This window comes from Moorena sp. SIO3B2 (assembly GCF_010692525.1).
Taxonomy (GTDB): domain Bacteria; phylum Cyanobacteriota; class Cyanobacteriia; order Cyanobacteriales; family Coleofasciculaceae; genus Moorena; species Moorena producens.
In genome coordinates this window covers 1-15,516 of record NZ_JAAHHE010000088.1, presented here as the reverse complement: position 1 = coordinate 15,516, position 15,516 = coordinate 1, and the positions used below count along the sequence as shown (strand labels likewise).

The 15,516-nt window shown below is 44.7% G+C and carries 13 protein-coding genes, 1 tRNA gene and 1 pseudogene; 8 read left to right on the top strand and 7 right to left on the bottom strand.

What is annotated here, in order from left to right:
- Positions 1–19: 19 nt before the first annotated feature.
- The 3 genes from cysC (at position 20) to F6K38_RS19090 (ending at position 4,765) form a co-directional block, all read left to right on the top strand.
- Positions 20–556, top strand: coding sequence for an adenylyl-sulfate kinase (gene cysC / locus F6K38_RS19100; protein ID WP_009149177.1), 537 nt, complete (start codon positions 20–22; stop codon positions 554–556).
- Positions 557–669: 113 nt separating this feature from the next.
- Positions 670–1,857, top strand: coding sequence for a sulfate adenylyltransferase (gene sat, locus F6K38_RS19095; RefSeq protein WP_009149176.1), 1,188 nt, complete (start codon positions 670–672; stop codon positions 1,855–1,857).
- A gap of 592 nt (positions 1,858–2,449) precedes the next feature.
- Entirely contained in the window at positions 2,450–4,765 is a 2,316-nt protein-coding gene (locus F6K38_RS19090) for a caspase family protein (RefSeq protein WP_009149174.1), read from the top strand.
- Between the two features lie 194 nt (positions 4,766–4,959).
- Here the strand turns inward: F6K38_RS19090 and F6K38_RS19085 are convergent, their stop codons facing one another.
- Positions 4,960–5,532, bottom strand: a complete 573-nt coding sequence (locus tag F6K38_RS19085; RefSeq protein ID WP_009149173.1) for a Uma2 family endonuclease — start codon at positions 5,530–5,532, stop codon at positions 4,960–4,962.
- A gap of 30 nt (positions 5,533–5,562) precedes the next feature.
- On the opposite strand from F6K38_RS19085, the gene F6K38_RS19080 reads away from it, so the two are divergent.
- Entirely contained in the window at positions 5,563–5,712 is a 150-nt protein-coding gene (locus tag F6K38_RS19080) for a hypothetical protein (protein ID WP_154659881.1), read from the top strand.
- 245 nt (positions 5,713–5,957) lie between these two features.
- Positions 5,958–6,647 (top strand): Uma2 family endonuclease, encoded by a 690-nt coding sequence (locus F6K38_RS19075; protein ID WP_009149172.1) that lies wholly within the window; start codon positions 5,958–5,960, stop codon positions 6,645–6,647.
- 182 nt (positions 6,648–6,829) lie between these two features.
- On the opposite strand, the gene F6K38_RS19070 is transcribed toward F6K38_RS19075, so the two are convergent.
- The 3 genes from F6K38_RS19070 to F6K38_RS19060 form a co-directional block, all read right to left on the bottom strand.
- Positions 6,830–7,072 (bottom strand): cyclic nucleotide-binding domain-containing protein, encoded by a 243-nt coding sequence (locus F6K38_RS19070; RefSeq protein WP_287265767.1) that lies wholly within the window; start codon positions 7,070–7,072, stop codon positions 6,830–6,832.
- 291 nt (positions 7,073–7,363) lie between these two features.
- Positions 7,364–7,436, bottom strand: a tRNA-Arg gene (locus F6K38_RS19065).
- Between the two features lie 140 nt (positions 7,437–7,576).
- Positions 7,577–8,755, bottom strand: a complete 1,179-nt coding sequence (locus F6K38_RS19060) for a murein hydrolase activator EnvC family protein (RefSeq protein ID WP_009149170.1) — start codon at positions 8,753–8,755, stop codon at positions 7,577–7,579.
- Positions 8,756–9,527: 772 nt separating this feature from the next.
- On the opposite strand from F6K38_RS19060, the gene F6K38_RS19055 reads away from it, so the two are divergent.
- Positions 9,528–9,791 carry a hypothetical protein gene (locus F6K38_RS19055; RefSeq protein WP_009149169.1) on the top strand — a complete coding sequence of 88 codons (264 nt, stop codon included), beginning with the start codon at positions 9,528–9,530 and terminating at the stop codon, positions 9,789–9,791.
- A gap of 216 nt (positions 9,792–10,007) precedes the next feature.
- Here the strand turns inward: F6K38_RS19055 and trmFO are convergent, their stop codons facing one another.
- Together trmFO and F6K38_RS19045 are read right to left on the bottom strand one after the other, a co-directional pair.
- Complete coding sequence (trmFO, locus tag F6K38_RS19050) at positions 10,008–11,372, bottom strand: FADH(2)-oxidizing methylenetetrahydrofolate--tRNA-(uracil(54)-C(5))-methyltransferase TrmFO (RefSeq protein ID WP_287249281.1); 1,365 nt, start codon at positions 11,370–11,372, stop codon at positions 10,008–10,010.
- A gap of 272 nt (positions 11,373–11,644) precedes the next feature.
- Positions 11,645–13,147, bottom strand: coding sequence for a site-2 protease family protein (locus F6K38_RS19045; RefSeq protein WP_009149166.1), 1,503 nt, complete (start codon positions 13,145–13,147; stop codon positions 11,645–11,647).
- Between the two features lie 50 nt (positions 13,148–13,197).
- On the opposite strand from F6K38_RS19045, the gene F6K38_RS19040 reads away from it, so the two are divergent.
- A complete protein-coding gene (locus F6K38_RS19040; RefSeq protein ID WP_287357144.1) occupies positions 13,198–13,926 on the top strand; it encodes an MBL fold metallo-hydrolase in 729 nt (242 codons plus the stop codon).
- A gap of 36 nt (positions 13,927–13,962) precedes the next feature.
- Here the strand turns inward: F6K38_RS19040 and ctpA are convergent, their stop codons facing one another.
- Positions 13,963–15,198 carry a carboxyl-terminal processing protease CtpA gene (gene ctpA, locus F6K38_RS19035; RefSeq protein ID WP_287249257.1) on the bottom strand — a complete coding sequence of 412 codons (1,236 nt, stop codon included), beginning with the start codon at positions 15,196–15,198 and terminating at the stop codon, positions 13,963–13,965.
- A 222-nt stretch (positions 15,199–15,420) separates the two neighbouring features.
- On the opposite strand from ctpA, the pseudogene F6K38_RS19030 reads away from it, so the two are divergent.
- Positions 15,421–15,516 (top strand): annotated as a pseudogene (locus F6K38_RS19030) (cytochrome b6); the annotation flags it as partial.

The window sequence follows — 15,516 nt, the reverse complement described above, 5'->3', positions numbered from 1 at the left end:
TAGGAGGTAAATAGAGTTCATGGAACATCGTGGTGTTACAGTATGGTTAACTGGTCTTAGTGGTGCTGGAAAGACCACTATTACTAAGGCATTAGAAGAAAAACTAAACGCCCAAGGATGCAAGCTGGAAGTCTTGGATGGGGATATCGTCCGTCAGAACTTAACCAAAGGACTCGGATTCAGTAAAGAAGACCGGGATACAAACATTCGCCGCATTGGCTTTGTTGCCCATCTTTTAACCCGCAATGGAGTTATTGTCTTGGTCTCTGCGATATCCCCTTACCGCGAAATTCGAGAGGAGGTTAAGCAACGGATTGGTGAATTTGTAGAAGTTTATGTTAATGCTCCCCTAAACGTTTGCGAAGGCCGAGATGTCAAAGGACTTTACAAACGAGCTCGTGCTGGAGAAATTAAGAGTTTTACTGGTATAGATGACCCCTATGAGCCACCATTAAATCCGGAGGTAGAATGTCGCACTGATAAAGAAGAATTATCAGAAAGTGTGGACAAAGTTATCAAAAAGCTGGAAGAGTTAAATTATATTTCTAGTACTTGAAGCAAAATCTTTATACGTTAACTAAAGCACCCCACCTACACGCTTTAGAGTGGGAGTCGTATCTTGAGACAATTCTTGAGACAATTGTAGAATCTAATTATTATTCCTAGAGTATGCAAAGCCCGGTGTTAAGCCATCCTTCACAAACTATCCCAGCTCACGGTGGTCAACTGGTCAACCGTATCGCTACACCCGAACAACGGCAGGAATTTTTGGAGAAAGCTGAATTTCTGCCCAGAGTCACATTAGATAAACGGGCTGTCAGCGACCTTGAAATGATTGCTATCGGTGGCTTTAGTCCTCTGACTGGCTTCATGACGAAAGAAGACTACCAATCAGTGGTAGACCGGATGCGTCTCGCCAATAACCTACCGTGGTCAGTTCCAATCACCCTCTCGGTTACCTCTGAAGTAGCTGCCCCTCTGCAAGAGGGGGGGTTAGTCCGTTTGGATGATACCAGTGGTCAGTTTATTGGTGTATTAGAACTGACGGAAAAATATCCTTACGACAAAACCCATGAAGCAGTGCAAGTTTACCGCACTGATGAAGACAAGCATCCTGGTGTGAAAGTCGTGTATGACCAGGGAGAGATTAATTTAGCTGGTTCGGTATGGTTACTGGAACGGTTACCCCATCCCCAGTTTCCCCCCTACCAAATCGATCCAGAAAAATCGAGAGCCATGTTCTCGGAACGGGGTTGGAAAACAGTGGTAGGTTTCCAAACCCGTAATCCCATTCATCGGGCTCATGAATATATCATCAAGTGCGCTCTAGAAACTGTAGACGGTCTACTCCTTCATCCCTTAGTGGGTGCTACTAAAAGCGACGACATCCCAGCCGATGTGCGCATGCGTTGCTATGAAATCATGTTGGAGAATTATTTTCCCAATAACCGAGTGATTCTGGCAATTAACCCTGCTGCCATGCGTTATGCTGGCCCAAGAGAAGCCATTTTCCATGCTTTGGTACGGAAGAATTATGGCTGTACCCATTTCATTGTAGGACGGGATCACGCTGGTGTGGGAGACTATTACGGTACCTATGATGCCCAACACATTTTTGGTGAGTTTGAGCCAGGTGAGTTGGGGATCATGCCGATGAAGTTTGAGCACGCCTTCTACTGCACTCGCACCCAGGGTATGGCTACTGCCAAGACTAGTCCAAGTACACCGGAGCAGAGGATTCATTTATCCGGTACTAAGGTACGGAAAATGCTACGTCAGGGAGAGTTACCACCACCGGAATTTTCCCGACCTGAAGTGGCAGCAGAACTGGCTAAGGCAATGCACGAGACGAGTTGAAGGTTGAAGGTTAGACCGTTGAAGGTTGAAGGTTGGAGGTTATTTGGTTGAAGGTTGAAGGTTGAAGGTTGAAGGTTGAAGGTTAGACCGTTGAAGGTTAGACCGTTGAAGCTTGAAAGTTGAAGGTTGGAGGTTGAAGGTTAGACCGTTGAAGGTTAGACCGTTGAAGGTTGGAGGTTAGACCGTTGAAGGTTGAAGGTTAGACCGTTGAAGGTTGAAGGTTGGAGGTTAAACCGTTGAAGGTTGCCGGTGACGCGGTTATTTGGTTATTTGGTTAGGCGGTTATATTCCAAACCTTAAACCAAATAACCTGTAACCTGTAACCTTAAACCAAATAACCTGTAACCTGTAACCTTAAACCAAATAACCTGTAACCTGTAACCTTAAACCAAATAACCTGTAACCTGTAACCTTAAACCAAATAACCTTCAACCTTCAACCGTCTAACCTTGGCCAATAGGCACGCGCGTCGCGTTCAAGCTTTAACTAGTGAACTAGTGAACTAGCTGAACTGGAAATCCCACAGCTTGTGGCCGTGGGAGCCCCAATCCTGGTAGGCTGATAGCTGAAATCTGAAAGCTGAAGCGCGGATATGGGACTTAATCGCCGGACTTTTCTGCAAAAAGCTAGTTTGGGATTGGCAACATTAGGAGTAAGTGAAACATTACTATCCCTCCTAGGGAATAGTGGTTTAGCTGTTCCTGGAATAGACCGTTACTTCCAAGTATTAGCACAACCCCTTGGGCGAAAGTTAGCCCTACTAGTGGGTATCAACAAGTATCCTCGTAGCACACTATTGGATGGCTGTGTTACTGATGTAGAACTACAACAAGAACTATTGATTCATCGGTTTGGCTTCAACCCGAAGGATATACTTATACTTAAAGATGACCAAGCGACTCGCAAAAATATTGAAACGGCTTTTATTGAACATCTGACTGAGCAAGCGAAAGCGGGTGATGTGGTAGTCTTCCACTTCAGTGGCTTCGGTAGCCAGGTTAAGCTATCTCCAGGATATCAAACCGATAGGTCTGTTGCACTTCAAAATAGCTTGGTTCCAGTAGATGGGAGCCTTACCAAAAAAAATCCTAAGGTAGCCAACGATTTACTGGAAGAAACGCTAGTTTTGCTATTGCGATCGCTCTTCACTGACCAAGTCACTACAGTACTTGATACTAGCTACACCGTAGCTGATAGCCTCCTCCAAGGAAATATTAAGGTACGCTCTAGTACTAACCGACCAGCCCGAGAGGCTAGTCGGGACGAACTGGCTTTTCAAGAGGAACTGCGGCGGCGGATACAGGATTCTGGGAAAGGGATTGTAAACCGGCAATCCGTCTCGGTTGTTCCTGGATCGATGAATCCGATGGCAGGTATGGTGCTCACGGCTGCTGAACCAAATCAAATAGCAATGGAGGCTAAATGGAATAGTTTCAGTGCTGGCTTATTTAGCTATGGTCTTACTCAGTATCTGTGGCAGGCAATACCAACAACGACAAGTCAGGTGAGCCTGACTCACGCTGGTGTGATGGTTAATCAACTGACAGGTACACAGCAACAGCCAAAGCTAGGAGGTCAAAGTAGTCTTGAGCCAATACCTACCTATTATCTCCCTGCTGACCCTAGCATGGGAGCGGATGGTGTGGTCACTGCCGTGGAAGATAATGGTCAAACTGCACAGTTGTGGTTAGCAGGATTACCAGCAACAGTTGTGGATTACTATAGCAACAACTCTGTATTGTCTGTATTGGAATTAGTCGGTGCTAAATCGGGAGTCTCCCAACTACAAATAACGTCTCAAGATGGTCTGACTGCTAAGGCAAAATTTATTGGTGGTACTACTGATAATAACAATCAGCTACAAGTTGGGCAGCTGGTGCAAGAAGCTGTCCGGGTGTTACCCCGTAATATTGGTCTAACGGTAGCTCTGGATGGGAACCTAGAACGAATTGAGCGAGTAGATGCTACCAGTGCCTTTTCTGGTATCTCTGCTGCATCGGTAGTGCAAGCAGGGGAACAACCGGCTGATTATTTGTTTGGGAAAGCACTCTCTTCCACAAATGGTGGAGGAGGGGGTTATGGAATCTTCTATCTAGACGGTGAACCCATACCCAATGGAGTTGGAGAAGCTGGGGTAGCCGTGAAGTCAGCAGCTATGGGATTGGCTGGTAAACTGAACACCTTGCTGGCCGCAAAATTGCTGCGTCTAACCGCAAATGATGGGTCTTCCGGTCTAGGTATTCGGGTATCCCTGGACATGGTTGAACCAGAGCAAAAGGTAGTGATGCAACTCGAAACATTACGGACGGCTTCCTCCTCACGGGTAGGTTTCGTAGGTGAGGGGGAAGCTAAATCTCAGGGTGAGTTGACGGAAACTGTGGCAGGAGCAGGTGTTCCGATCTTGCCGATTGGGAGTCGTCTCCATTATCAGATCGAAAACTACGGTGACCAACCGATCTATTTCTTGCTATTAGGCTTTAATACCAATGGCAATGCGATCGCACTATATGAACTGCCATTTTTGGAAACATCACAGACTTCAGAAAACTCTGCATTTATCACAAATGCCGTAATTGCTCCTGGGGAAACTCTAACCCTGCCATCAGCTGTAGCTTCTGTTGGTGGGATTGTCTCAGGTCCTAGTGGACTGGTGGAAATGCAACTGATTTGCAGTCGCTCCCCCTTCACTCAGGCCGCTACAGCTCTCGACGCTGTGCCATCTCGTCGCGGAATCGGAGCACCAATTGATGATTTGTTTAACCCCTTGGACGTAGCCCAGGCGGTGCTGCAAGACATACACAATGCTAGTGCAAATTCCCTAGATTCTTCCCTCAGTATAGGTGCTGATTCCTACGCCTTGGATGTCAATACTTGGGCAACTCTAAGTTTTCTCTATCGGGTAGTTTGATTTTAGGTTGTTAATTGTCAATTCCTAATTGGCAATTAACAATTGCTCCATAAGTGTTTAAGAGGAAATAGGAAACAGGGAACAGAGAACAGGGAATAGGGAACATCACTAATAATTTTTAGGTATTTTTTTTGTTAAACTATTCTTATAATTTTGGTTATTTCAACAACATAACTTTTATTGATTTTGACTAATTAACCCTTCTTAGGTAACCTCGCTTTCCCAAACACTTGCTCCGGAGTAAGTTCCAATCCTTCAAAAAGCGAATCAGTGATCAGCGCAGCTTTGGTATAAGTCCGTGGTGGCGCATCTGGATAAAAAATTGTGATACTTCTCGCCTGAGGATCAACAACCCAAACTCGTAATACTCCCGCTTCTAAATAATCCGTTGCTTTCTCGGCTAATTGGCCAAAAGTTTGTCCCGGTGAGATAATTTCAATGGCTAACTCTGGAGGTACTGGACAAGCCTCATCTTCTATAACTTCTGAGGGCAGACGCTGAACAGAAATGTAGGTTAAATCAGGCACAGGTACCCAGTTTTGACCGTGACGTTGCAAGGCTATTGCCCACTCTGGATTGACTTCACCCTTTTCCTGACACCACTGATCCAAAAGTGTATATAAAGCACCAGTTACCCTAGCATGAAAACGTTTAGGAGACATTTTCGGTACTGGAAGCCCCTCAACTAATTCATAGGTTACATCGGTCGAAGGCATTGCCAGAAATTCTTCCAGGGTAAGTAGAGTTTTAGTTTTGAGTTGTGGCATTTTTATAGGGACCCCGAGATCATTTATCTGGTGTCAGTGGCTTTAGTATATACTGGTAAGTATTCAGCTATCAGCCGTCAGCCGTCAGCTAATCAACGGGAGGTAGTAAACAAGCTTACGGGCTGGTACGGTTGGTTGAAAATCTCTGCTCGTTTTACTCATCCGACTCCGTTCAGTTAAAGCGCCTGCTAGCTGCTAGCTGATAGCTGCTAGCTGATAGCTGATAGCTGACGGCTGAATGCTTACATATACTGATTTAAAAAAATAGCGTTGATCATATTTATGAGGTACATTCAATTTTAGCAATCCCTACTCCCTACTGCCATTAACCCAGAACGAAAGTTCCTCACCCAATTAAGATTTGGGGCAATCTCTTAGGCTTTGCAATGCTACGATAAAAGGCAAAAACAAGAAGTCGTAACCTTGTGTCTGTCTCTACTCAATCGAGGGGAAAAAACTTTGAACAGCCTTTAGCGGTACCAACGGAACCGGTCTGGCGCTTTAAGGTTGAACAATACCACCAGATGATTCGCTGGGGTATCCTGGGCGAAGATGACCCAGTGGAACTGCTGGAAGGGTGGCTCATTCCTAAAATGCCGAAAAATCCACCACATCGTGCCTCTACTAAACTAACTCGGAATGCACTGGAAGCGATTATTCCAAACGGATGGTACGTAGATGCACAAGAACCAATTACTTTAGACAATAGTGAGCCAGAACCGGATATCGTGATTGTTAAAGGCGATACTCGCGATTATCTTGACCGCCATCCTGGTGCGTCAGACTTAGCTTTAGTGGTTGAAATTGCCGACTCCACCCTAGAACGAGACCGAACGTTGAAGAAACGCATCTATGCTCGTGCAGGTATTTCAGTTTATTGGATTGTCAATCTGATCGACAAGCAACTCGAAGTTTATACCCAACCTATTGATATATATACAACGCCAACCTATCAGCAATTTCAAGATTACAAACTGTCGGAACAAGTGTCTGTTTTTATCGATGACTCTCCTATTGGTTCCTTGACTGTGCAAGAGGTCCAACAAAAACACGAATTTTCTGCCCTAAACCTTGTCAAACACTATTCATGCTCTTACAATGAAATCAGTCAGTAACTTGTTTAACAAGCGAACACTACCGCCCAACGAAGAACTAAAAGCGAAGGCAGCTGGTCGTAAGTTAAGCGACGTAAAATAATGGACTGAGTGAAGTTACAGTGCGGTTTAAGAGTAGGCCGAGAGCCTCCATCAAGAAAATTAGCGCTTTGTCTTTGGCATTGCTTTGTCGGCAACAACCATTAGTTAAAACTAATGCTATACCATCGTCCTATCTGCTTGTAAGTAGGTTTGTACAGGTTAAATGTTGCACCTGAGCGGAGAATATATAATCCTACGGCAGGGGTGTTGGCTAGCACTAAGGTTTGGTTTGCACCGCATATCCGCTCTTCCAGCTTAGGTGCTAGATTCTGTAACACTTCCTGAGTCAAAATACTCAGATCAGTTCCTTCTTTTAGCCACGTCACTAAGTCTCGAAGGTTCATGATTGGCTCTAGGATAGACAGTGATGGGAAGTTCAGTTAATCAAAATCTTATTAGACATCTCCAAAAATTAACCTCAAACCCTTGCACTGCCTGGGTCAAAACCGAGTTTCTGGAGATGTCTATTATGGTTAGGGGAATTTTGTTAATTGTTAATTGTTAATTGTTATTTTTTAACTGAATAATAATAAGTAAATCTACAACTTTCACGGCAGTTAACCTCTGGTCGTGCTTAACGCCAGAGCTATCCCTTCATAGAATACAAGTAGGATTGCTAGATCAACTTATCGAAACGAGCACGGAGGGATTTGAACCCCCGACACCCAGAACCGGAATCTGGTGCTCTATCCACTGAGCTACGCGCCCTTATGCTTGAGTGAATATATCAAGCGTTAATCTATTTGATTAGCTTTGATAATAGCACACTATTGCAATTATTTATTATACACCACTTGAGCACGGAAAAGTGTAAACTGTTTGAAATCTGTCCTAGCAAGTGCCATCAGCTACAGATAACTGGTCGGATCGACAGGTTCACCGTTCTTACGAACCTCAAAATGGAGGTGGGGACCGGTAGAGAAACCCGTAGACCCAACGGTTGCGATCGCATTTCCTCGTTTGACCGATTCTCCCTTACTCACCAAGATTCTACTGGCATGACCATATAGGGTAGCAATACTGTCGCCATGGTCAATAATTACTGTATTGCCATAACCACCATACCAACCGGCAAAAATTACTGTACCGCTATCTGCTGCTCGAATAGTACTGCCATAACTAGCCCCAAAGTCAATCCCAGAATGGAAGCGAGATGTGCCTAGAATGGGGTGACGTCGCCAACCAAAACTGCTGGTAATGGAGCCATTACTGGGATAAAGCAGCTGACCAGTATTAAAAATAACCGTTTTGCGAAGCCTTGCCTTCCTAGCTGCCGCAATCTTGTTTTGACGGGCAATCTCTCGTTGAATCAAGATCACAAGATTTTTAGAATCTTCTGCTAACTGCGCTTGGGATGCTTCTAAAGCTTCTCGGTTAGAGTTAAGTCGCTCAATCAGTTGTTGCTGTGTCTTCAGCTGGGCTTCAAACTGCTTCTTTTTGGCTAGGAGTTGCTGTTTAAGTAGGGAAACTCGGTTTTTCTGAGCCTCTATCTCGGTTTTGCGTTGGTTAATGCTGTCGGCTTCAGCTTTTAAACTAGTTAAGATTTGCTGGTCTGTTTGATAGACTAACTTCAATCGGCGGCGTTGAGCCAGAAATTCGTTGATATCTTGACTCTTGAGCAGGATATTCGACCCAACTTCAGCCGTGGGCTGGCGCTGTAGAAAACGCAGTCGAGCAATGATTGCAGCCCGCTTTTGGTAATAGCTGCTCTCGGCAATTGCTAAATCCTCCTGCAACTGGTCTAGACGCTGGTTAGCGAGTTGGATTTGCCCATTGTAATCCTGGTTAGCCGTATCAGTAGACTTGAGATTAAGCTCAATCACACCCAGCTTCTTCTGGGCAGATTGCTCGACATTGGATATGCGATCGCTTTCCTTAATAATAGTAGACCGTTGCTGCTCAATATGTTTCTGTATCTGTTCCAGGGTATCTACTGCTCCTGGGTTAACTGCTCCTGGGTTGATTGCTTCTGGGTTGGTTGAGGGCGCAGTACTTGCTGGAATTGTGACGATTAGCAGCCAAAGCACACAGCCTAGACAAACTCTCCCTATTCCGTGTAAGCCATACCAATCCCTAACCCTACCAAAAGCGTTGAGGTTTTTGGTATAGGTTCCCCTCTGCCGAATTTCCTTAACCACAGAGTATCTCAGTATTGTGAACAATCATCGAAAAAATTCCCGAATACAGCTGTCAACGGTTGTAAATCAATTTATGCTGACGAAAGTCAAACACTCCTTGGATATTATCTACTACCACTGGCCGATAGTGAAGACTGAAGGGAAACGATTAGTGTTGTCATTATGGGGACTGGTCTGTACTATGTAGGTATCTAAGGTATTTGAGCTGGGGAATCATACACCAAAGTAAACACCACAAACCCTAGCAACAACCTCAGCGCAAACCTCAGCCCTCTAGTCTATTTAAGTAAGGGAAATCAAGTATACAGCGGGTTTCAATGCCGTGAAGTACAGTATATATAGCGTTTTTTATCGTTTTTTGGGAGATGACGACCAAGGCAGATAATTTCAAATCCGGTCAAATAATGATTATATCCCTGATCGGGTAATTGGTAATTCGTAATTGGAAATTAGTAGTTGACGATTCCCTATTTACCATTACCAAACATCCAGAGGTGCGACCCGAAGGCGCTTTGAGCGAATTTAATTCTTAATGGGTCAAGCCCACCTAGGAATAGTTAACAAACCAGTAATTAACCGGACTTGATATCATCTCGCCTTTTCAGTCAATCAGACCGACTGAAAACTTGTAATTAAAGCAATATTAGGATTGAATTTCGTTATGACGGTACTAGCAGGATTTTACGTTTCTGGCGCTCTCTACTTTTTCTCGATCTGGTTTCAAGCGTTCCAGAAAGACACTAATTTATCTCCTGATCAAATCCGCTCTTCTTGGATAGTGTTGACGATAGCAAGCATTTTTTGGCCAATTGTTGCCCCGATTGCTAATCTGGAGAAGAGTTCTAGAAAAAAAGATAGTTTAGTTCAGGAACAAGAGTTGGATCCTAATAAAACAGGTATTTCACCTGAGCTATCCCGCACTTAATTGGTAAATATCAATTGAATGATACTGATATTAGATCCGGGAACATCAGTCTTGTAAAAATTGGGTAATGGTAAATGGGTAACTATGATTACTTCCAAGCCATTACCCATTCTAATATCTTGCACCTTCACTTAAAAGCTCTAAAATTTAGTAATCTTAATTCAGGAGCTTCGAGTCAGAATAAGTCAAAGTTATGTTGTTGGAATATAAGAGTTTTTATGCTGCTGATACGCGCAGCCTACTCAACCAACCATCAAGATCTGCCAAAGCGCGATCGCGATATGCTCCATACCGTTCTCGCTTATTCTTAATCCGCACTGGCAATTCGGGTAAAATGCCAAAATTTGGTGGCATAGGCTGAAAATGCTTAGGTGATGCGGAACTGATAAAGTCAAACAAGGCTCCCATCATCGTAGTGGGTGGCATCGTTACCAGTTCCAATCCCAATACCAGTCGCGCCGCATTGGTACCAGCCAGCCACCCTCCCGCAGCTGCTGCTGTATAACTTTCTGTTCCTACCAATTGACCAGCTGCCAACAAAGTAGACCGTTTTTTGAACTGTAGGGTTGGTTGCAATAACTCAGGAGCATTGAGAAACGTGTTCCGATGCATCACTCCCATGCGCACAAACTCTGCTTCTTCCAAACCCGGAATCAGTCGAAATACCCGTTTCTGCTCACCCCAGCGCAAATTGGTTTGGAATCCCACCATATTCCACAGCTGACCTGCTTTATCTTCCTGTCGCAGCTGTACCACAGCATAAGGACGCTGGTGCTGATTTTCTGGGGCGCGGAAGTCTCCCTTACGGGCATCAAACAGTCCCACTGGCTTCAGAGGACCGTAACGCATAGTATCTTCCCCCCGACGAGCCATCTCCTCAATCGGTAGGCACCCTTCAAAAAATTTAGCAGTTTCTTGCTCAAAGTCTTTCAATTCTGCCTTTTGAGCTGCACACAGTTCTTCCCAGAAGTGACGATACTGTTCCCGATTCATGGGACAATTAAGATAAGCAGCTTCTCCTTTGTCATACCGGGATGCCATAAAGGCAATATCACGATTGATGGATTCCCCCACTACAATCGGTGATGCGGCATCAAAAAAACTAAAGTATTCTAAACCAGTGAACTGTTGCAGGTCTTCGGCTAAAGCAGGACTAGTCAACGGACCGGTTGTAAGTACCACCACCCCTGTGGTAGTAATTTGCGGAACTTCCTCCCGCTGCAACTCGATCAGGGGATGACTAGCTAAGGTTTCCGTCAATTCCCGACTAAATACTGCTCGGTCTACAGCTAAGGCACCCCCAGCTGGAACAGCATGTTGATCAGCTTTGCCAATAATAATTGAACCAAGGCGTCTCAATTCTTCGTGCAACAAACCCGCAGCGCGATCGCTTGACTTAGCACCAAAGGAATTACTACATACTAGTTCTGCCAATTCGACCGTATGATGAGCCGGGGATAGTCGCACTGGTCGCATTTCGTGCAACACCACTGGTACTCCAGCCTGAGCAATTTGCCAAGCGGCTTCTGTACCCGCTAATCCACCACCGATAACATTTACTTGTTGTTTGTCATTAGTCATTATATAGCAAAGGGAACAGGGAATAGGGAACAGGGAATAGGGAGTAGGGAGTAGGGAGTAGGGAGTAGGGAGTAGGGAGTAGGGAGTAGGGAAAAGAGAACAGGAAAAAAATCCTGTGTACCTCATTTCTATGACAACCACTTTATTCAATTGTTAATTATTAATTGTTAACTTTTAATTGTTAACTTTTAATATCAACCAATTCACAATTAACAATTTTATATTCTCAATTATCACTCCTCAATTTTAAATTTTAACGGGACACGATCTGACTAAATAGTTAACAATTTAGTGATTGTTCCTGGTACTGGCAAAATAATAGTGACTAAAATCAACAAGGCTATAATTCCGCACAAATCTCGCCAGTTGTCAAGTTCTGAAACATCATTAAGGGCTGGTTCATCTGCCACTGGCATGAATAAAAGAATAATTCCCCACAGGAGTAATTCTGGCTGGATAAATACTAGGAGCATCATTAACAGCCGGGTAATCTGACCAATGGTCATACCAGTTCTTTGACCCAACATCGCATGGACGATATGTCCACCATCCAGTTGTCCGACTGGCATTAAATTGAAAGCAGTAACAACTAAACCGACATAACCAGCGACTGCCACAGGATGAAGGTTAATGGCTGTGTTGGAGACAAATTCACTGCCCAATGCCCATTTACTTAGTAAGCTTAGCAAAAGGGAAAATCGGGGATCGAGGGATTCTAGGTTCAAGATTCCTGAAGAGTCAGACAAAGGCACTACAGTGGAATGGGCTAATCCCCACATTAGGATTGGTAGGGTAACCACTAAACCGACTAGTGGACCAGCAATGCCTATATCAAATAAGGCTTTACGGTTAGGAACAGGAGAGCGTATATGAATAAATGCTCCCAATGTTCCCAAGAATAAAAAGGGTATGGGGATAAAGTAAGGCAGAGTTGTACGCACCTTGTAAACCATTGCGGCGAAATAATGACCGAGTTCATGAATGCTGAGAATTGCCATTAAGGCCAGGGCATAGGGCAGTCCTTGCAGTAAAACTGCTGGGTCAGTCAGGGGATTTTCCGACACCCCAGTTATCTGAGTGCCCATCCAGGTGGTGGTAAACAAAGTAATCACCATCAGCCCCAATGCTAAACCAGGTCGCGTTAATGATTCAGACCCCCTGTAAGGTTTGGTTGATTTTTTGGTATTGGGCACTAGAGCAAAAAAGGGTTTGCCGCTAAAGCTTTCTTGAAAGACTACGAAGAAGCGATCGCCAAACTCGGCTTCTATATTTGACCGCACGGTACGGTAGGCTTGCTCTGGGTTAGTGCGCAGTTTGCCGCGACACAACACTACTTGAGGTCGGTACTCAATATTCTGGAGATAGTAGATTCCCCAGGGAAAACAATTTCTGAGGTCTTTTTCTTCTTCTTTAGTAATGGGACGAAGGCTTGACTTTTCAGTTGCCGATGCAATTTTGGCGACCGGGTCTGAGGTACTTGTTTTAGTCGGATTGTCTTTGGTCATGGTTGAATTGGGAGCTGGGCGTCCCCACTGAATCAGCAGCCAGTACAACGGCAAGCAAATCACAAATGGACCGAGCAATAGGGCTGGTGGTATTGGTGTGTTCTTACCATTGAACAGAGTCCAACCAATCCAGACTAGTGGTGGAGTCATCATTACCAGCCACAGTAACCATACTGGTGTCCGGGTGAGGCTGGCAACGGTGCGCTGGATAACGAAGTAGGTAATCACAGCGAGTAAAATAAATGTAAATGGGAGTAGCCAGAGTTCCATGATGAAAGATCACACCGTCTACTAAAAACTACAATTAAACTACAAGCATTGTGCAACCCGATCCTCCAGCAAAAGGCGATTTTTCTCTTACGCCAAGCGCATCGTCTAATCAGCAACCTGCTGCATCCAAGCCACCACGCCTTGTTCTAGATACCATTTTTGCTTTTCCACCCAATCGAGATACGTTAGGTGGTACGGCTTATATTATTGTAGGAAATTCCTTCAACCTATTGATTGATTGTCCTGCCTGGAATGAGACTAACCAAGAATTTTTGCGTGAGCAAGGGGGAGTCTCATTACTATTTATTACCCATCGGGGTGGTATTGGTAAAGCAAAGGAAATTCAGGAGAGTATGGGGTGCCAAGTCCTGATTCAAGAACAAGAGGCTTACTTACTGCCGGGATTGGAGGTAGTTACATTTCACCAGGAGTTGACTATAAATCCCTACTGCTACGTCATTTGGACTCCTGGTCACTCTCCTGGTTCTTCTTGTCTTTACTACACTGGTGCCGGGGGTGTGCTATTTTCTGGGCGTCATTTGCTTCCTAGTAAACAGGGAGAACTGTTGCCCCTGCGAACCCCGAAAACATTTCATTGGCCGAGACAGATTCGGAATGTGCAATCTTTGCTTGAGCGTTTTACCCCAGAGACTCTTCAATTTATCTGTCCTGGTGCCAATACTGGTTTTTTGCGAGGCAAAGGCGTGATTGACCAAGCTTACGAGGGTTTATCAGACGTAAGGGCGAAGTTTGAAAACCCAGAAGCGTTATATATCTGAGGCCCTGAGGCTCTGACGCCCTGATCTACAGATAATCTAACTTGCCTTAGCTAGAAAAGGATCAGATGTTAACAAATTGATTGCTTCCTGATACTGACTATCTGCTTCTGTCCCCACTTGGCTAATAGTAATTGCTTCTAAAGGCACCTCCAAGTCTGGCTCAATCCCTAATTTATTAATATCCCGGTGATTGGGGGTCTCGTACTTGGCAACGGTAACTGCTAATCCTGAGCCATCTATTAGTTCAAATAAGGACTGAATTAACCCTTTGCCAAAGGTTTTTTCCCCGACTAGCTTTGCCCTACCATTGTCCTGTAAAGCGCCAGCTAGAATCTCACTAGCACTGGCGCTGCCTTGATTAACTAATACAACCAAGGGGTCTTCCGTAAGAGCGTCACCATAGGCTTCAAAGCTACCAATGGTGCCTTGGCGGTTAACGGTGTAAACAATAGTGCCTTCATCTAACCAGAGGCGAGCAATTTCAATACCTGCCTGCAATAGACCCCCTGGATTATTCCTGAGATCAAGAATATAGCCATCTGCACCCATCTCCTTGAGTTTAGCAACGGCGTGGGCAACTTCCATTGGGGCGTTAGCACTAAATTGAGACAGACGAATATAACCGACTGGGTCTCTATTTTCCTGGGTATCGAGGACTGAATACACTGGGTTTAGGGAAATGCGATCGCGCACTATTTCCACCAATTTTGGCTGTTCTTTCTGGCCTTGAATTTTCAAGGTAACTGTTGTACCAATTGGTCCACGCATCCGTGCTGCCGCTTCATCGAGAGTCATTTCCCTAGTCAACATGCCATCAATTTCTAGGATGTGATCCCGTGCTCGGATACCGGCTAAATCTGCTGGTGATTGAGCAATTGGGGTGATTACTTCTAACTCACCAGTTTCCCCATCAATGGCAATTTGTAGCCCGACACCGGAGAGTTCACCAGAGGTGCTGATTTGCAAACTATGATATTGGTCGGGTCTGAGCAATCGTGTGAAGGGATCCCCAAGACTCCCTAACATGTTTTCTATGGCCGTATAGGTAGCTTCACGATTAGGCAGCCGCTTTTTCAAGGTCTTCTGACGTAACAACCACCAATTCTGATGGTTAAAGGTATCATCAACGTAGGATTGAGAGACAATCCGCCAAGCTTGGGAAAAAAGCCTTTGCTCCTGAGAGAAGGCAGCTGCTGTTGGTGTCCACCAGGCAGACAATAGCATGATTGGGAAGGTTAGTAAGAGTCCAACCCAGAAGGCTCGTTTGTGCATGATCAAAAATTTATGAGAGTACTTGTTAAGTTATGTTACCTGTAACCGCGATCAGGTATAATATTTGGGCTGTAACCGCCAGAGTTGACGGCAAATTAATGAAGCAGGTCATGTTAAAATTAACATCATGTAACATATAGGCTGTATTCGTTGTAAATTAAGGAGTTGAACACTCCGACGTTCAACGTCTGACGGCAAAATCCTTTCGGAAACTCTGGCCTCATGTTTTCTAAGCAAATCACTGACTCGAAAGTATACGACTGGTTTGAGGAGCGTCTGGAAATTCAGGCACTTTCCGATGACATCACTTCAAAGTAC